Raw genomic sequence first — 23,076 nt, 5'->3', positions numbered from 1 at the left:
TATCCAATAGGAACACCCCATGTCCCTGGTCAAGTCAACGCGCGACAGCGCCCTGAAACGGCGCCGCTTCCTCGCTGGTGCCGGCGTCATTGCCGGCGCTGGCGCACTGGGGCGCCATCTGCCCCTGGGCGTCATCGAGCAGGCGCAAGCCGATCCGCTGCCCAATACGCCCGTGCCAACCGAAGTCAAGCGCACGGTGTGCAGCCACTGCTCGGTCGGCTGCTCGGTCGACGCCGTGGTGGCCAATGGCGTCTGGGTACGCCAGGAAGCCGCCTTCGATTCGCCGATCAATATGGGCGCCCATTGCGCCAAGGGCGCCTCGGTCCGCGAGCACGCTTTTGGCGAGCATCGCCTGCGCTATCCGATGAAGCTGGTCAATGGCAAATATGTGCGCATGTCGTGGGACCAGGCCATCAACGAAATCGGCGACAAGCTCCTTAAACTGCGCGAGGAGGCCGGGCCCGATGCGCTGATGCTCATCGGCAGTTCGAAACACAACAACGAGCAAGCCTACCTGCTGCGCAAGTTCATGGCCTTCTGGGGCTCGAACAACTGCGATCACCAGGCGCGCATCTGCCACTCGACAACGGTGGCAGGCGTGGCCCAGACCTTCGGCTACGGGGCGATGACCAACTCGTTCAACGACCTGCACCACAGCAAGGCCGTCCTGTTCATCGGCTCCAATCCGGCCGAGGCGCACCCGATCTCGATGCTGCACTTCCTGCATGCCAAGGAACTGGGCGCCAAGATGATTGTCATCGATCCGCGCTTCACGCGCACGGCGCGCTTTGCCCACCATTACGTGCGGGTGCGGCCGGGCACGGATATTCCGCTGGTCTGGGGCATCCTGTGGCACATCTTCGAAAACGGCTGGGAAGACAAAAAATACATCAGCGAGCGCACGACCGGCATGGACGAGGTGCGCAAGGAAGTGGCGAAATGGACGCCGGACAAGGTGTCCGATGTTACCGGCGTGCCCGAGTCGGCAGTGCGCCTGACGGCTGAAATACTCGCCCTCAACCGCCCGTCATCGGTGGTCTGGTGCATGGGCATTACCCAGCACCACGTGGGCACCGCCAATGTGCGTGCACTCTCGATCCTGCAACTCGCGCTGGGAAATATTGGCGTCCCGGGTGGCGGGGCCAATATCTATCGCGGTCACGACAATGTGCAGGGCGCCACCGACGTCGGCCCGAACGGCGATTCGCTGCCTGGCTATTACGGCCTGGCCGAAGGTGCATGGAAGCACTTCGCCGAAGTCTGGGGCGTCGACTACGAGTGGATCAAATCGCGCTTCGGCTCGAAAGAGCTGATGGAAAAGCCCGGCATCACGGTGTCGCGCTGGTTCGACGCGGTCAACGAGCAGAACCAGTTCATCGACCAGCCGAGCAATCTGCGCGCCGTGTTTTACTGGGGCCACGCGCCCAATAGCCAGACCCGCCTGCCCGACATGAAGGCGGCGATGCAAAAGCTCGACATGATGGTGGTCATCGACCCGTACCCCAGCATGACGGCGGCGATGCATGGCCGCACCGATGGCGTCTACCTGCTGCCGGCGGCCTCGCAATTCGAGACGCAAGGATCGTGCACGGCGTCGAACCGCTCGATCCAATGGCGCGAACGCGTGATCATGCCGCTCTTCGAGTGCAAGACCGACCACGAAATCATGTACCTGTTCGCCCGCAAGCTGGGTTTTGCCGACCAGCTGTGCAAGACCATCAAGGTGGTGCACAACGAGCCGGTGGTCGAGGACATCCTGCGCGAAATCAACCGCTCTTGCTGGACCATCGGCTACACGGGCTGTTCGCCCGAGCGGCTCAAGCTGCACATGGAAAACAAGCACACGTTCAACCCGACCACGCTGCGCGCCGATTCGGGACCGTGCAAGGGCGATTACTACGGCCTGCCGTGGCCATGCTGGGGCACCCCCGAAATGAAGCATCCGGGCACGCCGATCCTGTACGACCTGAACAAGAGCGTGGCCGAGGGCGGCCTGCCGTTTCGTGCCAACTGGGGCGTCGAGCACAATGGCGAGAGCCTGCTGGCGGCCGACGGCTCGGCCAACAAGGATAGCGAACTCGACGTTGGCTATCCCGAGTTCGACCACGTGTTCCTGAAGAAGCTGGGCTGGTGGGCCGAGCTCACGCCGCAAGAACAGGCCATGGCCGAAGGCAAGAACTGGAAGACCGACCTGTCCGGCGGCATCATCCGCGTCGTCATCGCGCACGGCTGCGCGCCGTTCGGCAATGCGCGTGCCCGCTGCAATGTCTGGAACTTCCCCGATCCGGTACCGGTCCACCGCGAACCGCTGGCCTCGCCGCGGCGCGACCTGGTCGCGCAATACCCGACCTACGACGACAAGGCCAACCACTGGCGCCTGCCGACGCTGTACAAATCGGTGCAGGCGGTTGATTTTTCCAAGGACTTTCCGCTGATCATGACGTCCGGCCGGCTGGTCGAGTACGAGGGCGGGGGCGAAGAAACACGCTCGAATCCATGGCTGGCCGAACTGCAGCAGAACATGTTCGTCGAGATCAACCCGAGCGACGCCGTCCAGATCGGCGCGAAGATCGGCGAGTACGTCTGGCTCGAAACCCCGACCGGGGCGCGCATGAAGATGATGGCAATGGTGACCGAGCGCGTGCCGGTGGGCCTGGTGTGGGCGCCGTTCCACTTCGGCGGCTGGTGGATGGGCGAAGACCAGAAAGACAACTACCCGGAGGGCGGTGCGCCGATCGTGCGCGGCGAGGCAATCAACACCGGCTGGACGTACGGCTACGACGCCGTGACGATGATGCAGGAAACCAAAGTGTCGCTGTGCCGCGTGGTACGGGCCTGACGCGACCATCAGGAGAAATACGATGAGCGCAAGAATGAAATTCATCTGCGACACCGAGCGTTGCATCGACTGCAACGGCTGCGTGACCGCCTGCAAGAACGAGCATGAACTGGCCTGGGGCATCAACCGGCGCCGCGTGGTGACGATCAATGACGGGGTGCCGGGCGAGCGCTCGGTGTCGGTCGCCTGCATGCACTGCACCGATGCGCCGTGCCTGGCAGTGTGCCCGACCAACTGCATCTACCACACTGAAGACGGCATTGTGTTGCACAGCAAGGACCAGTGCATCGGTTGCGGCTACTGCTACTACGCCTGCCCGTTCGGCGCGCCGCAGTTTCCCGAAACGGGCCTGTTCAACCACCGCGGCAAAATGGACAAGTGCACGTTCTGCGCGGGCGGTCCCGAGCCAGACACGTCCGAAGCCGAATTCAAGAAGTATGGCCGCAACCGCATCGCCGAAGGCAAGCTGCCCGCCTGCGCCGAGCAGTGCGGCACCAAGGCGCTGCTGGGTGGCGAAGCCAACATCATTGCCGATATCTATCGCCAGCGGGTCGAGACGCGCGGCTACGGTCCCGAACTGTGGGGCTGGAAAATCGCTTATGGCAAGCCCAAGCGCGGCGGCCAGATCACGAACAAGGGCAACCTGCCACGCGTGAACCAGAAGGTCAACGATGTGCAGAACGATCCGGGGAGGCTGCCGACATGACCTCTTGCACCCGCATCCTCAAGGTCTGCGCGCTGGCCGCGCCCCTGCTGCTGACCGGCTGCCTCGAAGTGGACCAGCACCCGCACTGGATCGGCGGCGAGTACGCCGGCAAGCCGGACGACCGCCATTTCCAGCGCCGTTTCCACAATGACCGGCTGGCATGGTGGGCCACGATCGAGAACCGCAACGGCAAGCAGAACGAGTACAACCGCGCCAATCCCTGAGGAGACATCATGCGAGCCACTTCCAATGCGCTGCGCGCCATGCTTTGCCTGGGGCTGCTGGTACTGGGCGTACTGATGGCGTCCGGGGCCTGGGCCCAGGGCAAGAATGAACGCGCCACGCCCGCCTATGCCGAAGAGCAGACCATGCTGCAGATCGAGGCCGATTCACGCGTGCCCGATCCGGGCCTGCTCTCGACCGATTCGGGCCGCGTGCACATGGACCGCCATTTCCTGGGCCAGTACGGCAGCAAGGAGGGCAATGTGATCGTCCAGCGCGGCGGCAATACCTGGCGCCATCTGCGCAACGGCCCGCTGGCCACCATCGCGGGCTTCATCCTGCTCGGCGTGCCGCTGGCGATCTTCGTGTTCTACAAGACGATCGGTCCGGCCGAACCGCAGCCCGAATCGGGCCGCAAGCTCCAGCGCTTCAACCGCTGGGAGCGCCAGGTGCACTGGGCCACGGCGTTTGCCTTCGTCGCCCTGGGCATCACCGGCATCATCATCATGTATGGCAAGAACATCTTCCTGCCTTGGATGGGACACAACGTGTTCTCCTGGGTCGCGATCCTCTCGAAGTACCTGCACAACTTCGTCGGCCCCCTGTTCGTGATTTGCTCGATCCTGATGTTCGCTACCTTCCTGAAGCGCAATTTCTATAACCGCGCCGACTGGCTGTGGATCAAGAAGGGTGGGGGGCTGATCACCCATGAGCACGTGCCAGCCGGTTTCTTCAATGCGGGCGAGAAGGCGTGGTTCTGGGGCGGTGTGGCGCTGCTGGGGCTGATCGTGTCGGTCTCCGGCCTGGTGCTGGATTTTGCGGTCGGCCAGACGCGCTACGTGATGCAGGTGGCAAACGTGCTGCACGTGACGGGCGCGGCGCTGTACATGGCGTTCACGATGGGTCACGCCTTCATCGGCACGGTCGGCACGCCCGGCGCCTACGAAGGCATGCGCCACGGCACCGTGGACGAGAACTGGGCCAAGGCGCACCACCGGCTGTGGTATGAGCAAATGAAGACCGGCGTGCCCCCTGGCCTGGACAAGGATGGCAATGTGGTGCCGGGCATGGACACGGAAGCGGCAACGGGCAAGCGCGGGCCGCGGCCGCGGCCCCAGCCAGGACCGGCACTGTGAGGACGACCATGACAATATCGATGAAGACCATCGCTGCCCGCCGGGCGCCGGCGCTGCTGATGCTGGGCGCGCTGACCTTGCTCGCCGGCTGCAACAGGGAGCCGGCGCCGGCGGCGAACGGTGTGATCCAGACGAAATACCCGGGGCAGATCAGCGCCGGTGGCGCCAGCAGCGGCGCCATCATGGCCGCCACCGATCGGCCCACGACGGACGCCATCTATGCCGGCGGCACGCCGGGCATCGCCGGCGGCGCTGGCGGCAATACCAGCGGAGCGGAAATCGGCGGTGCGACGCGCGAGACTGGCCAGGGGCCGTCGAGCGGCACGACCACGCCGACGGGTGTCGGCGCGCTGGGCGGGAGCCCGCAGTCGGGCGACACCGGCGGCGCAACGGCGCCGGCGAATGCCCCCGCACCAACGGCATCCAATAATGCCCCTCAGGGGCCGGCAACGCGACAGACGGAGGGCAAATGACACCGCACGCGAATATCACGCAGGCACTGACTGGTGGCAAGGTGCTTCTGACCATCGCGCTCGTCGGCCTGGGGCTGGCTTGCGGTGCGCAGGCCGCACTGCCGCCGCCCACGCCGGCGCAGGCACAGGCCGCTGCGGCCAAGAAGGCGGATGCCGATGCCAAGGCTGCGCTGGCAAAAGAACGGCTGGCCGCCTCGATGGACGAGGTCAGTGCGCACTGGCGCGAACGCGCCGCAAGCGAAGGCTACAAGATTGTGCCGCCACCGGCGCGGGCCAGCATTCCGCCGGCGCCGCTGGTGGCGGCATCGGACGTGACGCCGCCTTCGGCCGGGGTGCCCGCGGCCGCGCCGGCCAATGCTGCGCCCGGCACTGCTGCAGCCGCGCCCGCGACGGGCGCAGCGCCGCGCAGCATCCATGCGCTCAAGGCAGCGACGGTGCCGGTCAAGAGTGAAAAACTGGGCACGGCGCGGCCGAGCGAAGACGTCAAGCGCCGCCCGACGCCGCAGTTGCCGCGCGGCGCAGCGCCCACCGTGAACAAGGAGGGCGTGCCGGACAACGCGCCCAAACAATGAAAGCGCGCACACCGTCATGAAAATGGGAAGCATGCCCGTTGCATTCATCATGCAACGCCGCGCCGTTATGCACAAATGGGGCGCCATGGACAGCTGGAGCGCCGTCGGCGTGGTGCCCGACCGTGGCGGCCTGGCCGCGTTGCAGATGCTCAGCGAAAGCGCCGAGCGCGACTATTACCTGGTGTCGGGGATCGAGCTCGAACTCTACACCGATGAAAACGAAGGCTATTACGAGAACATCATGGCGCCTGACTCGAAGGTGTTCGTGCTGTGGCGCATGGTGGACGGGCGCGCCATGCCGGCGCGTGCCTCCGTCAGCTATGTCGAAGGCACGCGCATGTTTGATTCGGGCGAGGACGCCGACGGCGTGACCATGCCGGCCGAGATCTACCAGTGGGTGGCAAGCTACCTGCGCGATAATTTCACGCCGCGCCCGCGCAAGGGGCGGCAGCACGGATGAGCGACGCCCCGATGCCCGAAGAAGGCTTCCTGCGCCGCTGGGCACGCCTGAAGGCACAGCCCGAGCCGGCGCCTGCCGATGCGTCGCAGGCCCAGGCCGCCGTCGTTCAGCCGGCGCTGCAGCCGGTTCAGCAACCCCCGGTGGCGCCGGCCGGTGCGGCCGAACGGCCGGCGCCGACACTGGAAGACGTGGCACTTTTGACGCCCGAGTCCGATTACGCCGCGTTTGTCGCTGGCGGCGTCGACCCGGCCGTGCGGCGCCTGGCACTGAAAAAGCTGTTCGCCGATCCGAACTTCGCCGTCATGGACGGCCTTGACATCTATATCAGCGACTACACGAAGGCTTCACCGCTCACCGACGCGATGCTCGCTTCGCTCAAGCATGCGCCGGGTGTGCTCGACCGCCTGTTCGGCAAGAGCGACGAGCCGGATGAGGCCGCAGACCACGATACCCCGCCTGACGGCACGCCGCCCGACGACACGCTTGCCGTACACGACGAGGCGCCTGCGCCATCCCCTGCAACGATGGACGCCGTTATGCACCAGACTGCTGAAGGCGATGCCGTGCCCGCGCCCGTGCCTCTGCCGTTTGCCGACATGCCGCAAGGTGCACCTGCATCACCACAAGGAACCACATGACGATTCGACTCAGCGACGGGGCGCCCGTCGCCCCTGTCCAGCAACAGCATGACGCGCTGGCGCGCCGCGCCGCGCTGCAGGTACTGCACGCATTTCCCGACGTCGAGCCGGTCGCCACGGTCGAATACCGCTCGACGGGCCGCACCCTCGTGGTCGGCGCCGCCCGCGATGCATTGCCACTGGCCGAACGCCTGGCGACGGCGCTGCCGGTCACCGTCCTGCTGCTTGATGAACCCGATGGCGTGGCGCGTCTTTTTCCGGTGCACACCGCGCGCACGGTGGCGCTGGCCGGCTGGCTGGGCGCGTTCGAGGCGCGCTGGCAGGCGCCGGGCGAGCCGGTGGGCGAGGGCAGGTTCGATCTCGTGCTCGATTTGTGCCCGGTGCGCCTGATCGACAGCCACCAGCGGCCGCATGGCTATCAGGCGCCGGGGCCGGATGGGCAAGCGCGCCTGGCTGCCGTCGAGACACTGCTCGAGATGGTGGGCGACTTCGAGAAACCGACCTACTTCAGCTACAAGGAGCGCATCTGTGCGCACGGGCGCAACGGCATCAAGGCCTGCAGCGCCTGCGTCGACATCTGCTCGGCGCGTGCCATCGTCAGTGCTGGCGACAAGGTCCGGGTCAACCCCTACCTGTGCGCCGGCTGCGGCGCCTGCGGGACCGTGTGCCCGACAGGCGCGATGCGTTACGCGTATCCCTTGGTGCCGGTGACCGGCAAGCGGATCCAGGCGCTGCTGCACGGGTACACCGATGCCGGCGGCGCGCAGCCCGTCCTGCTGCTGCACGATGCGTCCGGCCAGGCCGCGCTCGATGGGCTGGGCGATGCAATCCCGGGCCGGGTGCTCACGTACCCGCTCCACCACGTGGCCTCGACCGGCATCGACGTCTGGCTGGCCGCGCTGGCCTACGGCGCGGCCGGCATCTCGATCCTCTGTACGGGCGACGAGGCGCCGCAGTATGTCGAGGCCCTGAGCCACCAGATGCAGATCGCCCAGACCGTACTGGATGGCCTCGGATACGCCGGGCCGCATTTCCAGCTGATCCACGTCGACGCCGCAAACGGCGATACGGCGCAGGAGCTTGCGCTGGCGCTGCGGCATGCGCCGCGCGGCGATGTGCCACGCGCACCGGCCCTGTTCCACCTGTCGCCAGAAAAGCGCACCGCGCTCGATTACGCGCTCGACCACCTGCACCGGCACGCGCCGCTGCAGCCGCAGCATATCGGTCTGCCGTCAGGCGCGCCGTTCGGCGCGCTGGCGCTCGATCGCAAGGCGTGCAGCCTGTGCATGTCGTGCGTGGGCGTGTGTCCGTCCGCGGCGCTGCAGGACGGGCAGGGCACGCCGCAACTGCGCTTCATCGAGAAGAACTGTGTCCAGTGCGGGCTGTGCGCCAATACCTGTCCCGAAAATGCAATCACGCTGGCGCCGCGCATGTCGTTCGCGCCCGAGCGCATGCAGGCGGTGGTCATCAACGAGTCGCAGCCGTTCCACTGCATCCGCTGCAGCAAGGCCTTCGGCACGCTGCACATGGTCGAGAACATGCTTGGCCGGCTCGCCGCGCATCCTGCCTTCACGGGCAATCTGGATCGCCTCAAGATGTGCGGCGACTGCCGCGTGGTGGACATGATGACGCCGACCGACGAGATGCAGGTGACGACCCTCAGGCGCACCCTGTAGCTCAATCCGCAAGGCAGCTGTAAAGGAAGGCAATGATGAGACACTGGACGAAGCGCGCGGGTAGCCTGTTGACGATGGTGGCGCTCGCAGTGGCGCCGGCAATGGCGCCAGTCGCCGCTGCGCATGCCGGGGGGCAGCAGCCGGCGGCGCTGCCAGCCAAAGCGCTGCCGGCAGCCGGGGCCGGGTATTCCCTGACGCTGCCGGCCGCCTCCACCGCGCCGGTCGCCGAGGAAGACGGCGTCCAGTTCATCGGCACGGCGACGGTACTGATCCGCTACCGTGGCCTCACCATCCTGACCGACCCGAATTTCCTGCACAAGGGCGAGCACGTCCACCTTGGCTATGGCTTGACGTCCAAGCGCCTGACCAACCCCGCGATCGCGCTCGAGGATTTGCCGCCCATCGACCTGGTGGTGCTGTCGCACATGCACGAAGACCATTTCGACAAGCGGGTGCAGCAAAAGCTCGACAAGAACATCCCGATTGTCACGACCCCCGGCGCGGCCAAAGCGCTCAAGAACCTGGGCTTCGTGCGCACGATCGGCCTGGCGCACTGGGACCGGCTCGACGTCGAGAAAGGCAGCACGCGCGTGCGGATCACGTCAGCGCCGGGCAGGCATGGCAAGCTCGGCGCGCAGGCGCTGCTGCCCAGCGTCATGGGGGCGGTGTATGACTTCGGCGCTGACCCCGCGCAACCGGATTACCGGATGTACGTGACCGGCGATACCCTGATCCACGACGATCTCAAGGACATTCCGCAGCGCTTCCCCGGCATCGACCTGGCCTTGCTGCATCTTGGCGGGACCCGCATCCTGGGCGTGTTCAAGGTGACGATGGACGCACAGGACGGCGTCCAGCTGCTGCAGATCGTGCAGCCGCGCCATGCCATCCCGATCCATTACAACGACTACGATGTCTTCAAGTCGCCGCTCGCCGATTTCGCGCGCGAGGTCAAGGCAGCAGGGTGGGGTGACCGCGTCAGCTTCCTGGCGCATGGCGAGCGATACCGGTTCGTGCTGCGCAAGCCGCCGGCGAAGTGATTCGGTGCTGACGCGCGGTCACCGCCGTGCAGGAGTGCAGGGCGATGACCGAGGCCGACGATCAGTTGTTGGCGCGTGACGTCAGTGCAAGGCGGGGCGCCGTGCCCGGGTGAAGCTGGTTTGCCGACAGCTTGAACAGGCTGACCGCACCGGTCAGGTTGTGTGCCTGCGTGTGAAGCGACGCGGACGCCGATGCCGCTTCTTCGACCAGCGCTGCGTTTTGCTGCATCGTGCTGTCCATCTCGAGAATGGTGTCGTTGATCTGTTTCAGCTCCACCTGCTGCGCTTGCCCGGCATCCGCGATTTCTCCGATGATATCCGTCACGCGCTTGACGCTCGCGACGATGTCATCCATCGTGCTGCCCGCTTCGCCGACCAGTTTGCTGCCTGCCTCGACCGTCGCAACCGAGTCGCTGATCAGCGTCTTGACGTCCCTGGCCGCTGCAGCCGAGCGCTGGGCCAGGTTGCGCACTTCAGCGGCCACGACCGCAAAGCCGCGACCCTGCTCACCCGCCCGTGCTGCTTCGACGGCAGCGTTCAACGCCAGGATATTGGTCTGGAAGGCGATGCCATCGATGACGCTGATGATGTCGACGATCTTGGTCGATGAGGCATTGATCGACGCCATCGTCGTGACCACTTGAGAAACGATCGTGCCGCCGTGGGTTGCTACATCGGACGCCGACAGCGCCAGCGTGTTGGCCTGGCGCGCATACTCGCCGTTCTCGCGTACCGTGCCGGCCAGCGTTTCCATCGACGCGGTAGTCTTGTCGAGCGAAGCGACCTGCTGCTCGGTACGCGCCGACAGATCGAGATTGCCTTGCGCGATCTGCGATGAAGCGGCAGCGATGGCGTCCGTGCCCTGGCGTACTTCCCTCACCACGTTGGCAAGGCCTTGCTGCATTCTGTCAAGCGACGACATCAGTTGCGCGATCTCGTCCTTGCCTTCGATCGTGATGTGATGGGTCAGGTCGCCGCCGGCCACGGCGTCCGCTGCACTGACCGCCTGGCGGATCGAACGCGTGATATTACGCAGTACCAGCAACACAATCGTGCTCAGGACCACACCGCAAATCGCCAGGAAGACGACGGCGCGCCACAGGTCGCCAACGAACGCGTCATGCAGGTCATCCATGTAGAGACCGGTCATGAAGGTCCAGTCCCACGGCTTGTAGGTGAGCACATAGGCGCCTTTCGGAAACACCTGCTGCTGGTCCGGGTTGCCTGGCTTGGGCCAGACGTATTCAACCCAGCCTTCTCCGCTGGCTTTGGCAATGGCCGCCACGTCACGGTACAAGTAGGTGCCGTTGGTATCCTTGAAGTCGCTGAGGTCTTTGCCGATCAGCTCCGCCTTGACCGGGTGCATCAGCATTTTCGGGGTCGAATCGACGACCGTGTAATAGCCATCCTTCCCGTAACGCATGGACTTCAGACGTTTGAGGGCTTGCTGCTGTGCTTCCGCGACGGTCATCGCCCCAGATGACGCCAATTCCGCGTATTCCTTGACGGTGGACATGCCGACATCGGTCGCAAATCTGAGCGCGATTTTACGTTCCTCGAGACGCTGGGCGTTACTTTCGTAGACATGGAGAATCGCCATCACTGACAGGCACAACCAGCTGAGAACGAGTGGCAAGTAAAGTTTGGTGCGGAAGCTGAGTTTCATCTTTTTATTGACGTGTTTGACGAACGTGAAGTGGGGACGTGCATCCTGGCGAGCCGCGCGGTAACGATGGGGATGCAGATGGGGATGCAGGTGGGGATTTTGAGAAAGTATTGTATCCTTGTGGAAACTTTGTGACTATGGTGATTGTCACTTGCGTGAAGACGATCTGAAGAATGACGAGTTTTGTTGCAGTTATCAGACAGCAATCATTGCGGATAGGGCGCAGGCGAGCGGAACTGACGACGGAAGCGGGAGAGCGGGGAGGGGAACGTGCGGTAAAACGGCTTCAGCCGGGCTGAAGCCGTCATGAATCAGCCGAGCTGACGTGCGTGGAAACGCAGATGGTCTTCGACGAACGTCGAGATGAAGTAGTAGCCATGGTCATAGCCTGGCTGGCGGCGCAGCGTGAGCGGCTGGCCGATGCGGGCGCAGGCGCCTTCGAAGGCTTCCGGCCGCAACTGCTCGGGCAGGAACTTGTCGGCCAGGCCCTGGTCAATCAGGATACCGTCCGGGAAGGGCGCCGTTTCCTGCTGCGCCATCAGCGCACTGGCGTCATATTGCTGCCAGGTGCTTTCATCCGGGCCCAGGTAGCCGCCAAAGGCTTTGACACCCCATGGGCAGCGGCTCGGCGCGGCGATGGGCGCAAACGCTGACACCGAGCGGAACAGTTCAGGGTGGCGCAGCGCCATGACGAGCGCGCCGTGGCCGCCCATCGAATGGCCAAAGATGCCAACGCGCGCCGGATCCGCCGGCAGCAGATCGAGCACCAGCGCATGCAGTTCGAGCAGGTAGCTGTGCATGCGGTAATGGGTCGACCATGGCGCTTCGGTGGCGTCAAGGTAGAAGCCGGCGCCGGCGCCGAAGTCCCAGCTGTCGGTTTCGCCCGGCACGTTGGCGCCACGCGGACTGGTGTCAGGCGCCACCAGGATGATGCCCAGTTCGCTCGCCACGCGCTGCGCACCCGCCTTGGTCATGAACGTTTCTTCGGTACAGGTCAGGCCGGCCAGGTAGAACAGCACCGGCAGTTTCTTGCCGCTGGACTCGGGCGGCAGGTACACCGAAAACTTCATCGGCAAGCCGATGGCGCTGGAATCGTGCTGGTAGAAACGCTGCTCGCCGCCGAAGCAGGCATGTTGGTTCAGGAGTTCGGACATCGTCATGTGGGGGACAGTGAAAGATGCGGCCAGTATGCCGCGTCCTGCGAAGGCATGCCAACTACATGCCAACTACATGCCAACTACAGCAGTCCAAGCGCGCCGAGCGCGGCGCCGGCCGCCAGCATCCACAGCAGGTGCAGGCGGGTGCGCCAGATAATGATGCAGCTGGCCGCCGACAGCAGCCACAGTGGCCAGTGATCCGGACCGCTAGCGCCGCCCGAGGCCAGCAGCCAGGCGGTTGACAGCAGCATCGCAATGACGAGTGGGGCCATGCCCTGCTTGAAGGCGCGCACGGCCCGCCGTCCACGATTGCGATGCGCCCACTGGGCCACCTGATACGTAAACACGGTCGACGGCAGCATGATGCCGATCATCGCGATGACCACGCCGCAGAGCGCAGCCATCGTGCTGCCGTTGTTCAGGCCGACGTTCCACCCCAGTAGCGCGACGAACAGCACGTTCGGCCCGGGCGACGATTGCGCCAGCGCGACCGAGTCGCCGAATTGCGCCGGCGTCAGCCAGCCCTGACGCTCGACCAGGTAGCGCTGCATCTCGGACGTGGTCGAGATGGCGCCACCGAGCGACATCAGCGACAACCCCAGAAAGTGCGTAAACAGGCTGACCCAGTCGGTCCAGGTGAAGACGAGTTGCGGCGCGCTCATGGGGTGAGCCTGCGCCAGGCCAGTACGCAGCCCAGGCCGCCGAGTCCCAACACGACGGCCGCCAGTGGCACCCGCACCCAGGCCAGCAGCACGAAGGCGACCGCGGCGATGAGTACGCAGACGACGAGCGGCAGCACGTTCTTGCCCAATGCGGCCGACATCTTCAGGCCGGTGGCCGCCACCAGGCCTGCGGCGACGGCCGCCATGCCGCGCAGCGCGCCCTGGACCTGTGGCACATCGGCGAAGCGGGCGTACACAAGGGCGAGCGCCAGCACCACGACCAGCGGCGCCGCCAGCAAGCCGGCCAATGCGCTCATCGCGCCGGCCAGGCCGAAATGGCGCTGGCCGATCATCAGCGCCAGGTTGCACACGTTCGGCCCGGGCAGGATCTGCGCGACCGACCATTCCTCGATGAATTCTTCATTGCTCAGCCAACGTTTGCGCTCGACCATTTCGCGCTGGATCACGGCCAGCACACCGCCAAAGCCCTGCAGGGCGATCAGCGTGAACGAGATGAACAGGTCGGTGCACGAGGCCGGCACCGGGTGCGCTGCGGAGGGCGGCGCGCTTGGGGAGGGAAGGGGCGAGGGGCTCATCCCATCATTATCGCTGTTGCGCCGTGCTCGCGCTCGGCATGACATGGTATTCGCGAACTGATACAGGTTTGCCATTGACTTTGCATTTGGTTCGCCAATAATCGTGGTGCATGACGCATCCACCATCACCGGAGTTCAGCGATGAAATCACTGCACGCGCAAGACATCCATCCACGCGCTGCCAGCGTGTCCGAGTTGCGATCGAATGCCGACCAGCGCGATGTCGTCACGCGTGGCATTGCCACCTTGTGCGAACTCGGCGTCGTCCCGGCGGTCGAATACCTGAAGTCCAACGGTGTGCGGCCGAAGGTCATCGAGCGTGTTTTGCTTGAGCCCGAACGGCGCCGCGCACTGGCGTAATCCGCACAGGGGTACGGCGCTGTCAAGGGTGCCGGCACCTTTGTCAGGGGCTAATTTGCAGTTGTCACCGTCGTTGCCTTCCCAATAGGCAAATTGTTGAAAGCCGCCCCGCAGGCCATGTCCAGCGTGTCAAGCCCCCGCTTTTCCACATAGTTATTCACAGACTTTGTGGATATCCAAAACAGTTTTATTTTTCATGGCCTGGCGCTGGGACGGTAATTCGCGCCCGAGGTCAGGCGCGGGCAGGGCGCGGTCAGGCGATTTAGCGCTTGTGGTTTGGTACTGGATAAATGTACAGTATCGCTTTCTCCGTCTGCCACACCATGACCACCGCTACCGCCGAGCCTGCCAATGAGGACCCGTTCGCCAGCCTGAATCCAGAGCAGCGCGCCGCGGTCGAGCATGACATCGGCGTGGCCACGCCGCGTCCGCTGCTGGTGGTGGCTGGCGCCGGGTCGGGCAAGACCAATACCCTGGCGCACCGCGTGGCGCGCCTGATCGGGGCCGGCGCCGATCCGCAGCGCATCCTGCTGCTGACGTTTTCGCGCCGCGCCGCCGGCGAGATGAGCCAGCGCGCCAGCGGCGTCCTGCACCGCCTGCTTGGCCGGGGCGCGGCTGCCCGGACCCAGGCGCCGGTGGCGCTGCCCTGGGCCGGCACCTTTCACAGCATCGGCGCACGCCTGCTGCGCGAATTTGCCGGGCGCATCGGGCTCGATCCGCAATTCACGATCCACGACCGGGGCGACGCCGAGGACCTGATGGGCATGGTGCGCCACGAGATCGGCCTGTCGCGCACCGAAAAACGCTTCCCCATGAAAGGCACCTGCCTGTCGATCTATTCGCGGGTGGTCAACAGCCGCGATCCGCTGGATCAGGTATTGCAAGCCTATTTCCCGTGGTGCGCCGAATGGGAAGCCCAGCTCAAGACGCTGTTTGGCGCGTATGTCGATGCCAAGCAAGAACAGAATGTGCTCGACTACGACGACCTGCTGCTGTTCTGGGCCGAGATGGCCGCCGACCCGGTGCTGGGGGCCGAGCTGGGCAGCTGGTTCGACCACGTCCTGGTCGACGAGTACCAGGACACCAACCGCCTGCAGGCCGCGATCATCACCGGCATGAAGCCCGATGGCAGGGGCGTGATGGTGGTCGGCGACGACGCCCAGTCCATCTATGGATTTCGCGGTGCCACCGTGCGCAACATCCTCGATTTTGCGGGCCAGTTCACGCAGCCGGCGCACCTGATCACGCTCGAGCGCAATTACCGGTCGACGCAGCCGATCCTGGACGCGTCCAACGCCGTCATTGGCGCGGCGCTCGAGCGCCACGCCAAGACCCTCTGGACCGACAAGGCATCGGCCATCAAGCCGCAGCTGGTCCTGATTCCCGACGAAGCCGAGCAGGCGCGCTGGGTCTGCAGCCGCATCCTCGAGCAGCGCGAGGAAGGTGTGCCGCTCAAGTCGCAGGCGGTGCTGTTTCGGGCGGCCAGCCACAGTGCCGCGCTCGAACTCGAGCTCATGCGGCGCAACGTCCCGTTCGTCAAGTTCGGCGGCCTGAAATTCCTGGAGGCCTCGCATATCAAGGATGTGCTGGCGCTGCTGCGCTTTGCCCAGAACCCGAGCGGGCGGCTGGCCGGGTTTCGCGTGCTGCAACTGATTCCCGGGATCGGCCAGGCGACTGCCACCCGCGTGCTGGACGCGGTGGGCGAGAGCAGCGAAGTCGCCGCCACGCTGGCGGCGTTCCCCGTGCCGGCGCGCAGCAGCGTCGAGTGGCAGGCGTTCTGCGCGCTGTATGCGCGCCTGCGCACCCCTGGCCTGCGCTGGCCGCAAGACCTGGAACTGGCGCGCGACTGGTACGCGCCGCACCTGGAGCGCCTGCACGACGATTTCCAGGTGCGCGCACTCGACCTCGACCAGCTTGTCGCCCTGTCGGGTGGCCATGCCAACCGCGAGAGTTTCCTGGCCGAGATCACGCTCGACCCGCCCGAAGCAACGAGCGACCGCGCCGGCCCGCCACTGCTCGACGACGATTACGTGATCCTGTCCACCATCCACTCGAGCAAAGGGCAAGAGTGGAAATCGGTGCATGTGCTCAATGTGGTCGACGGTTGCATACCGTCGGACATGGCCACTGGCAACCAGGACGATATCGAGGAAGAGCGTCGTTTATTGTATGTGGCCATGACCCGGGCCCGCGACAACCTGCACCTGATCGTGCCCAACCGCTTCTTCATCAAGCAGCAATCCAACATGGGCGATCGCCATGTGTATGCGACGCGTTCGCGCTTCGTCACGCCCGTGATGCTCAAGCATTTCGAAGAATCGGCGTGGCTGAGCGCCGACAAGCGCGAGCTGCGCACGCCCATGCCTGACAGCGTCCGCATGCTCGTGCGTGACCGGGCCCGCAGCGCCTGGAAATGACGGCAAATCACGCGACGTTGGCCACTTATCCCCCATGTCACGCTTTTGTAGGAGTGGACCGCATATAAACTTGTTGCTCCCATGTGGTGCACGTGCAAGTGGTTGATTTTATTGGAACAAAATTTTGCCTCTCGAACGGGCAATTTGTTGAAACCCGCATCCCGTCTGGCTTTGTGGCTTGTCAAGTGGCGCTTGTCCACACAGTTATCCACAATTCTTGTGGATAGCCTAAAACCATGAACAAAATCAGCTAGTTAGCTTCTATTAATGCCTTCCGGCATGTTTGGCCTGACAACTGATCTCGATTCAATATCGACAACACGGTTGTTTTTTTGTCAGTAGCAAACATTCACTAATATGTTTGTTATCGAACAGTCGTGTCATCTGCAGTTCTTTATCCTTTGCCAAGTAATATGCCGTGATGGGTAATGTCTCCGTGCGTTTGTCAACGCCGCCGTCGCCCGGACGGTGACGACATGGGCCCGCTGTTTCCCTATCCTGTCCATGTCCAACAAAGGATCCGTATGTCTTCAGCAGTCCCCCCGGCAGACGCGCCAGCGCCGCCCGATACCAAGGAAAGCCGCTTCGTCTTCAAGGTCGCCATCGTCGCGACGATGGGCGCGCTCGCGTTCGGCTACGACACCGGTGTGATTTCCGGCGCGCTGCCGTTCATGAGCGCGCCGCCATCGCAGGGCGGCCTCGGCTTGACCCCACTGACCGAAGGCATCGTGACGTCCGCGCTCGTGTTCGGCGCTGCCGTGGGGTCGCTGATGGCAGGCACGCTGTCGGACAAATTCGGTCGTCGCATGACGCTGATCTGGCTGTCGCTGGTGTTCATGATCGGCGCGCTCGGCACGACCCTTGCGCCATCGGTCGAGGTTATGGTCGCGATGCGTTTCGTGCTTGGCCTGGCTGTGGGTGGCGCGTCCTCCACCGTGCCGGTGTTCATTGCCGAGATGGCTGGACCCAGCAGGCGCGCCAGACTGGTCACGCAGAACGAGCTGATGATCGTGACCGGCCAGTTGATCGCCTATGTGCTCAATGCGGTGCTGGCACATTATTCGAATTCGCCGGATGTCTGGCGCTACATGCTCGCCATCGCCGCCGTGCCCGCCTTGCTGCTGGGTGTGGGGATGATGTTCGTGCCGCCGTCGCCGCGCTGGCTGGCCAGCAAGAACCGGATGGATGAAGCGCGCGCCGTGTTGCAGCAGATCCGCTCAAGCGACAAGCAGATCGAGACCGAGATGGCCGACATGACCAGGCTGAACCAGATCGAGCACGAGCAGGCCGGCTGGTCCGCAGTGCTGGGCACGCCATGGATCAGGAAACTGCTGTGGCTCGGCATCGGCCTTGGCTTCATGGCGCAGTTCACGGGCGTCAATGCCTTCATGTACTTCACCCCGATCATCCTGCAGTCGACGGGCCTGGGCACGAATGCGGCCCTGACCGCGACCATCGGCAACGGCGTCGTGGCCGTGATCGCCACCTTCATCGGTATCTGGCTGATCGGCAAGCACGGTCGCCGCTCGATGCTGATGTCGGGCTTGACCGGCGTGGTCGTCATGCAGTTTGCGCTGGGCGCCGTGCTGCTGTGGATGCCCGATGGCATCACGCGCAGCTACGCCGCGCTGGCCTGCATCCTGTGCTTCCTGCTGTGCATGCAGATGCTGATCGCGCCTGTGTACTGGCTGTTGATGTCCGAACTGTTCCCGATGCATCTGCGCGGCGTGCTGACCGGCACTGCGGTGGCGTGCCAGTGGATCTTCAACGCGATCGTCGCCTTGCTATTCCCGCTGGCGCTGGCGCAGTTCGGCAGTGCGACCTTCTTCCTGTTCGCTGCCATCAATGTCGGCTCGCTGCTCTTTGTTGCGCTACGCCTGCCTGAAACGCGCGGTCGCTCCCTCGAAGGCCTGGAAAAGTTTCTGGAAAAAGAACTGACCACGCGCGCGAAAGCGTAAGTGGCAGGCCGGCGCTTCTCAGGGCGCCGGCTTGATCGACGACGTTGCGGCAGCTTCTGTGAGCCGTTCGAGCTCACGCAAAAAACGTTCACAGGCCAGCGCCGGTGGCCACGGTTCCCATGGCGTGCAATCATAGTAGCGCGCCAGCGGGTCCTCAGGCAGGATCGCCGCGCGAATCTTGAGCGTGCGCCGGACCTCTTCAGCCGACCAGCCTGCCACATGGACCGCTTCGCTGGCCGCAGCCAGCCGGTCGGCCTTCTTGTGCGCCGCGTGCGACTTCGCATCCCAGGCCGGCAGGCCGTAGCGCAAAAACACCATGTGTTCCAGGCGCTGTGTCAGGGCGCGAAAGGCGTCGCCCAAAAACGGCTTGATGACCGAAATCGCATCGAATCCCAGCAAACCTTCTTCGGCATCGTGCAGCAGCTCGCGCAGTTCGTCGAGCGGCGACAACGAGGGCATCGCCGCGCGCCGCAGCAGCATCACGCTGATCGAATGCTGCGCGACCGACAGCGGCAGCGGCCACGCCGAGTGACCGCCCCAACGGTAGGTACGGGCCAGGCCCAGCGCCAGGTCGGCGTCGTCCCAGTCGAACGGGGTGGGGTCGAGCAGGTCGAGGCGACGGCCTGACGGCATGCGGACCCAGGCGCGCGTCGTGGTGTCCGGCCTGGTGCCTTCGAGGGCCGGCGAAGATGGTATGTGCATGTGGCGATTTTACACACCGGCTCTGCCATTTTGCGCATAATTGGCCGGGCAGGGGCGCAGCCCGGCATGACAGCGGTGAGGGGGAAGGATGGCAACGGACACGTTCATCGATTGCGACCTGCTGGTCGTGGGCGCCGGGATCAATGGCGCCGGCATTGCGCGCGACGCCGCCGGGCGCGGCCTGAAGGTCATCCTGTGCGACAAGGATGACCTTGGCGCGCACACCTCGTCCGCATCGAGCAAGCTGATCCACGGCGGACTGCGCTACCTCGAACACCGCGAGTTCGGCCTGGTGCGCAAGGCCCTGGCCGAGCGCGAAATCCTGCTGCGCAGCGCGCCGCACATCACCCGTCCGCTGCGCTTCATCATGCCCCATGTGCGTGGCGCGCGGCCGGCGTGGCTGATCCGCGCTGGCCTGTTCCTGTACGACCGGCTTGCAACGCGCGACTTTTTGCCGGGTGCAGAAACGATCGACCTGGCCGGGCACCGCGCGGGCGATGCGCTCAAGCCCGGGTTCGCGCGCGCCTTTGCCTATTCGGACGGCTGGGTCGACGATGCGCGCCTCGTCGTGCTCAATGCGCTCGATGCCCACGAACGCGGCGCGCAGGTCATGCCGCACACGGCGTGTGACGACATCGTGCGGCGCGCCGAACATTGGGAGGCGCGGCTGGCGCGCGCCGGCGGACCGCTCGCTGTGCGTGCCCGCGGCCTGGTCAATGCCACCGGGCCGTGGGCGGGGCGCCTGGCCCTGCGCGCCGGCGGCGCCGCGCCGCAGCGCGCGCTGCGCCTGGTCAAGGGCAGCCACATCGTCGTGCCGCGCCTGTTCGACCATGCCTGCGGCTACCTGTTCCAGCATACCGATGGCCGGGTCGTGTTCGCGCTGCCGTACGAAGACGCGTTCACGCTGATCGGCACCACCGACGTCGAGTTTTCGGGCGACCCCGGCCACGTGGCCATTGCCGACGACGAACGACGTTATCTGTGCGCGCTGGCCAACGTCTATTTCCGGCGCCAGATTGCACCGCGCGATATCGTCTGGAGCTACGCCGGCGTGCGCCCGCTGCTGGCCGACGATGCGGGCACGGCGGCAGCGGTCACGCGCGACTATTACCTGGCACGCGACGCCGATGGCCCGCCGCTGCTGTCGGTGTTCGGCGGCAAGATCACCACCTACCGCAAGCTGGCCGAGGAAGCGCTCGACTGGCTGGCACCGCGGCTTGGCCGGTCAGTCTCAGGCGCCTGGACGGCGCGCGCTGTGCTGCCTGGTGGCGACCTGTTCGGTGCTATGCCCGATCGCCGGGCCGTGCTCGAATTCGACGGCTGGGTGGCGGCGCTGCGGCAGCGCCACGGCTGGCTTCCAGCGCTGCTCGCGCTGCGCTATGCGCGCGCGTACGGCACGCGCGTGGCGCGCCTGCTGGACGGGTGCCAGGCGCTGGACGACCTTGGCCTGGAGGTCGCGCCCGGCCTGTATGAAGCCGAACTACGCTATCTGATGGCGCATGAATGGGCGACTTGCGCAGCCGACGTGCTGTGGCGCCGCAGCAAGCTAGGCCTGCACCTGCGGCCCGGCGCCGGCAAGGCAGTCGACGCCTGGATCGCAGCACAGAAGGCGGCGGCAATCGGGCGTGCGCAGGTGGACGATCCGGTGTGATCCTTCACCTGCAGTAGCAGCAGAACATTCATTGATCTACGTCAAGACACAAATTTGTTTTCCGTTAACAAAAGCATAAAGATGAACTGCAACAGCGGAATGCAATGCAATTGACCCCACACACGACCGGCAAACGCAATCTGCAATACGGGTTGAACTGAAAATAGTTGTTGTCATTGCACGACAACAGCGAAATGGCTGCGTGTAAATATCTTGATTGTTAATTTTCGAGGATTTTGAAGGGGGGTGAACCGACTAGGATAGCGCTGATGCATATTCTTACGACCCCATGATTGATACCGCCTTGCTACTCGAGTTGATGGAAGCCAGGGATGCGACCCAGTGGAGCGCGTCCCTGTTCAATCTCGCGCGGACATTGGGATTCGATCAGGTGCTGTTCGGCTTGGTCGGTTCGCGCCATGCGCGCTTCGAGTCCGCCTTTTTGCGCAGTAACTACGCGGACAACTGGCGCGAGCGCTACGACCGCAACGGTTTTGCCTATGTCGATCCGACGGTGGCGCACTGCCTGACCAGCACCTTGCCGATGGTGTGGGAGCCGGGCCTGTTCGCGTCGGGTACCCAGCAAGCCGGCTTGTACGAAGAGGCGAGCGCGCATGGCATCCGCAGCGGCGTGACGCTCCCGGTGCACGGCCCGCAGGGCGAATTCGGGGTGATCAGTTTTGCCTCCGATGCGCGGCCGGATATTTCTGCCCAGCGCGCCGTGATGGAAGCCCTGCCAATGCTGGCGCTGGTACGCGATTACGCGTTCGCCTCATCGCAGCGCTTTCGCGAAGAAGGTATCCGTCCTGAAGAAGGGCGGGGCGCGGCGCCGCGCCTGACCAAGCGCGAACTGGAAGTCTTGCAGTGGGTCATGGCGGGCAAGTCGTCATGGGAAATTGCGCGCATTACCAACTGCTCCGAAGCGACCGTGAACTTTCATCTGGCGAATGTGCGTCAGAAGTTCGACGTCAACACCCGCCAGCAGGCAGTCGTCAAGGCCATCGGCCTTGGCTTGATTACCCCTGAAGATCACCATCGCTGAGCTTGCCATTGACATACATGCGCAGCAGGATCGACACGGGCGTCGGGATGGCGAGGCCAGTCTCGAAGCGGGAGCCGCTCGACTGGGTGACGCCGAAGCGGCCCCAGAACTTTTCCTGGCTCTCGCGCTTGGTGATGCGCAGACGGCGCAGTTCATGCGGCGCCATGCGCACAGCACCAGCTGCCTGCATAACGTGGTTGGCGTGCATGTCGGCGCCGAGCGCGTCAGACATCATTTCGATTGCCATGATTATTCCTTTCGGGAAAGTGAGGCCAGCACTTGGAAAACTGCATAAGCAAAAGTATTGCACCCCCGACATTGCTCGCCACCTAGCAGAGCTGATAGTACCCACGCTACCCGACTTGCATAACGATTTTATGCGGTTTGCATTTTCCGATCGACCAGATGTCATTTCAGGGAGGGGTAATGAGCATGCATATCCGGATCGCGCCACGCCGCGCCATTCCATCGAACGAGTTGTGCGAAATGCACTTGCTGCGCGCCCGGGTATTCCGCGGGCGGCTTGGCTGGGAAGTGCCGGTGTTGTCAGGCATGGAGATCGATGGCTACGACGCCCTCGAGCCGCGCTACATGCTGATGCGCGACGACGCCACGCTGCGCGGCTGCTGGAGACTGCTGCCCACGGAGGGACCGTACATGCTCAAGGATTCGTTCCCCCAACTGCTCGATGGGCAGGTGGCGCCGAGCGACCCGCAGATCTGGGAGCTGTCACGCTTTGCGCTGGAAACCGATGGGGTGACCGGTTACGGTTTCTCGGCCATGACGATGGAGTCGATTGCCGCCATCATCGACGACGCCCACCAGCGCGGACTGTCGCGCTACATCACCGTGACCACGACGGCGATCGAACGCATGCTGCGGCGCGCCGGCGTGGTCATCACGCGCATCGGCAAGCCACAGACCGTCGGGATCGAGCAGGCCGTGGCGCTGTACGTCGAGATCGCGCCGACCTGGGACGCGCTGTTTGCCAGGCGTCTGGCATCGTGAACGGGGGCCACGGCGCCTGGTACGGCCGTGGCCTCGGCAGATGCAGCAGCCGCCCTTGGGCGGTGGTCCCGTGAGAGACGATTTGTTGCTCGCGT

At 64.6% G+C, this 23,076-nt stretch carries 22 protein-coding genes; 16 read left to right on the top strand and 6 right to left on the bottom strand.

What is annotated here, in order from left to right:
- Window positions 1–19: 19 nt before the first annotated feature.
- The 10 genes from AC1MGT_RS02185 to AC1MGT_RS02140 are packed head-to-tail and all read left to right on the top strand — an operon-like array spanning window position 20 to window position 9,762.
- Entirely contained in the window at window positions 20–2,839 is a 2,820-nt protein-coding gene (locus AC1MGT_RS02185) for a formate dehydrogenase subunit alpha (protein WP_499502815.1), read from the top strand.
- 34 nt (window positions 2,840–2,873) lie between these two features.
- Window positions 2,874–3,545, top strand: coding sequence for a formate dehydrogenase FDH3 subunit beta (gene fdh3B, locus AC1MGT_RS02180; protein ID WP_499502814.1), 672 nt, complete (start codon window positions 2,874–2,876; stop codon window positions 3,543–3,545).
- Window positions 3,542–3,769: a hypothetical protein gene (locus tag AC1MGT_RS02175; protein WP_499502813.1), complete on the top strand. Its 228-nt coding sequence runs from the start codon at window positions 3,542–3,544 to the stop codon at window positions 3,767–3,769. The genes fdh3B and AC1MGT_RS02175 overlap by 4 nt, the downstream gene beginning before the upstream one ends.
- A gap of 9 nt (window positions 3,770–3,778) precedes the next feature.
- Window positions 3,779–4,903: a formate dehydrogenase subunit gamma gene (locus AC1MGT_RS02170; protein ID WP_499502812.1), complete on the top strand. Its 1,125-nt coding sequence runs from the start codon at window positions 3,779–3,781 to the stop codon at window positions 4,901–4,903.
- A gap of 8 nt (window positions 4,904–4,911) precedes the next feature.
- Entirely contained in the window at window positions 4,912–5,376 is a 465-nt protein-coding gene (locus AC1MGT_RS02165) for a hypothetical protein (RefSeq protein WP_499502811.1), read from the top strand.
- Entirely contained in the window at window positions 5,373–5,948 is a 576-nt protein-coding gene (locus AC1MGT_RS02160; protein ID WP_499502810.1) for a hypothetical protein, read from the top strand. The genes AC1MGT_RS02165 and AC1MGT_RS02160 overlap by 4 nt, the downstream gene beginning before the upstream one ends.
- 31 nt (window positions 5,949–5,979) lie before the next feature.
- Entirely contained in the window at window positions 5,980–6,408 is a 429-nt protein-coding gene (locus tag AC1MGT_RS02155) for a DUF3305 domain-containing protein (protein ID WP_499502809.1), read from the top strand.
- Complete coding sequence (locus AC1MGT_RS02150) at window positions 6,405–7,046, top strand: DUF3306 domain-containing protein (protein ID WP_499502808.1); 642 nt, start codon at window positions 6,405–6,407, stop codon at window positions 7,044–7,046. The genes AC1MGT_RS02155 and AC1MGT_RS02150 overlap by 4 nt, the downstream gene beginning before the upstream one ends.
- Window positions 7,043–8,722, top strand: a complete 1,680-nt coding sequence (locus tag AC1MGT_RS02145; protein WP_499502807.1) for a 4Fe-4S binding protein — start codon at window positions 7,043–7,045, stop codon at window positions 8,720–8,722. The genes AC1MGT_RS02150 and AC1MGT_RS02145 overlap by 4 nt, the downstream gene beginning before the upstream one ends.
- 32 nt (window positions 8,723–8,754) lie before the next feature.
- On the top strand, window positions 8,755–9,762 hold the full coding sequence (locus AC1MGT_RS02140; RefSeq protein WP_499502806.1) for an MBL fold metallo-hydrolase: 1,008 nt from the start codon (window positions 8,755–8,757) through the stop codon (window positions 9,760–9,762).
- A 61-nt stretch (window positions 9,763–9,823) separates the two neighbouring features.
- Here the strand turns inward: AC1MGT_RS02140 and AC1MGT_RS02135 are convergent, their stop codons facing one another.
- The 4 genes from AC1MGT_RS02135 to AC1MGT_RS02120 form a co-directional block, all read right to left on the bottom strand.
- Window positions 9,824–11,362 carry a methyl-accepting chemotaxis protein gene (locus tag AC1MGT_RS02135; protein ID WP_499504243.1) on the bottom strand — a complete coding sequence of 513 codons (1,539 nt, stop codon included), beginning with the start codon at window positions 11,360–11,362 and terminating at the stop codon, window positions 9,824–9,826.
- Window positions 11,363–11,739: 377 nt separating this feature from the next.
- Window positions 11,740–12,582, bottom strand: coding sequence for an S-formylglutathione hydrolase (fghA, locus tag AC1MGT_RS02130; protein ID WP_499502805.1), 843 nt, complete (start codon window positions 12,580–12,582; stop codon window positions 11,740–11,742).
- Between the two features lie 83 nt (window positions 12,583–12,665).
- Window positions 12,666–13,247 (bottom strand): chromate transporter, encoded by a 582-nt coding sequence (locus AC1MGT_RS02125; protein WP_499502804.1) that lies wholly within the window; start codon window positions 13,245–13,247, stop codon window positions 12,666–12,668.
- Window positions 13,244–13,843, bottom strand: coding sequence for a chromate transporter (locus AC1MGT_RS02120; protein WP_499502803.1), 600 nt, complete (start codon window positions 13,841–13,843; stop codon window positions 13,244–13,246). The genes AC1MGT_RS02125 and AC1MGT_RS02120 overlap by 4 nt, the downstream gene beginning before the upstream one ends.
- A gap of 141 nt (window positions 13,844–13,984) precedes the next feature.
- Here AC1MGT_RS02120 and AC1MGT_RS02115 point away from each other — a divergent pair, with 141 nt between their 5' ends.
- From AC1MGT_RS02115 to AC1MGT_RS02105, 3 genes are all read left to right on the top strand, one after another.
- Window positions 13,985–14,203, top strand: coding sequence for a hypothetical protein (locus tag AC1MGT_RS02115; protein WP_499502802.1), 219 nt, complete (start codon window positions 13,985–13,987; stop codon window positions 14,201–14,203).
- A gap of 323 nt (window positions 14,204–14,526) precedes the next feature.
- The gene (locus AC1MGT_RS02110) at window positions 14,527–16,620 is read left to right on the top strand and encodes an ATP-dependent helicase (protein WP_499502801.1); all 2,094 of its coding nucleotides are present in this window, start codon (window positions 14,527–14,529) and stop codon (window positions 16,618–16,620) included.
- 524 nt (window positions 16,621–17,144) lie between these two features.
- The gene (locus AC1MGT_RS02105; protein ID WP_499502800.1) at window positions 17,145–18,578 is read left to right on the top strand and encodes a sugar porter family MFS transporter; all 1,434 of its coding nucleotides are present in this window, start codon (window positions 17,145–17,147) and stop codon (window positions 18,576–18,578) included.
- Window positions 18,579–18,596: 18 nt separating this feature from the next.
- On the opposite strand, the gene AC1MGT_RS02100 is transcribed toward AC1MGT_RS02105, so the two are convergent.
- The gene (locus tag AC1MGT_RS02100) at window positions 18,597–19,280 is read right to left on the bottom strand and encodes a phosphohydrolase (protein ID WP_499502799.1); all 684 of its coding nucleotides are present in this window, start codon (window positions 19,278–19,280) and stop codon (window positions 18,597–18,599) included.
- Between the two features lie 88 nt (window positions 19,281–19,368).
- Between AC1MGT_RS02100 and glpD the strand changes: the two genes are divergently transcribed.
- Both glpD and AC1MGT_RS02090 read left to right on the top strand, forming a co-directional pair.
- The gene (gene glpD, locus AC1MGT_RS02095; protein WP_499502798.1) at window positions 19,369–20,931 is read left to right on the top strand and encodes a glycerol-3-phosphate dehydrogenase; all 1,563 of its coding nucleotides are present in this window, start codon (window positions 19,369–19,371) and stop codon (window positions 20,929–20,931) included.
- 289 nt (window positions 20,932–21,220) lie between these two features.
- Entirely contained in the window at window positions 21,221–21,973 is a 753-nt protein-coding gene (locus AC1MGT_RS02090; RefSeq protein ID WP_499502797.1) for a helix-turn-helix transcriptional regulator, read from the top strand.
- On the opposite strand, the gene AC1MGT_RS02085 is transcribed toward AC1MGT_RS02090, so the two are convergent.
- Window positions 21,948–22,163 carry a helix-turn-helix domain-containing protein gene (locus AC1MGT_RS02085; RefSeq protein WP_332530918.1) on the bottom strand — a complete coding sequence of 72 codons (216 nt, stop codon included), beginning with the start codon at window positions 22,161–22,163 and terminating at the stop codon, window positions 21,948–21,950. The genes AC1MGT_RS02090 and AC1MGT_RS02085 overlap by 26 nt on opposite strands.
- A 236-nt stretch (window positions 22,164–22,399) precedes the next feature.
- Here AC1MGT_RS02085 and AC1MGT_RS02080 point away from each other — a divergent pair, with 236 nt between their 5' ends.
- Window positions 22,400–22,981 (top strand): acyl-homoserine-lactone synthase, encoded by a 582-nt coding sequence (locus tag AC1MGT_RS02080; RefSeq protein WP_499502796.1) that lies wholly within the window; start codon window positions 22,400–22,402, stop codon window positions 22,979–22,981.
- The last annotated feature ends 95 nt before the right edge of the window (window positions 22,982–23,076 follow it).

It is taken from the genome of Telluria sp. BA11, from assembly GCF_056680305.1.
This window is presented reverse-complemented; position numbering and strand designations above follow the sequence as displayed.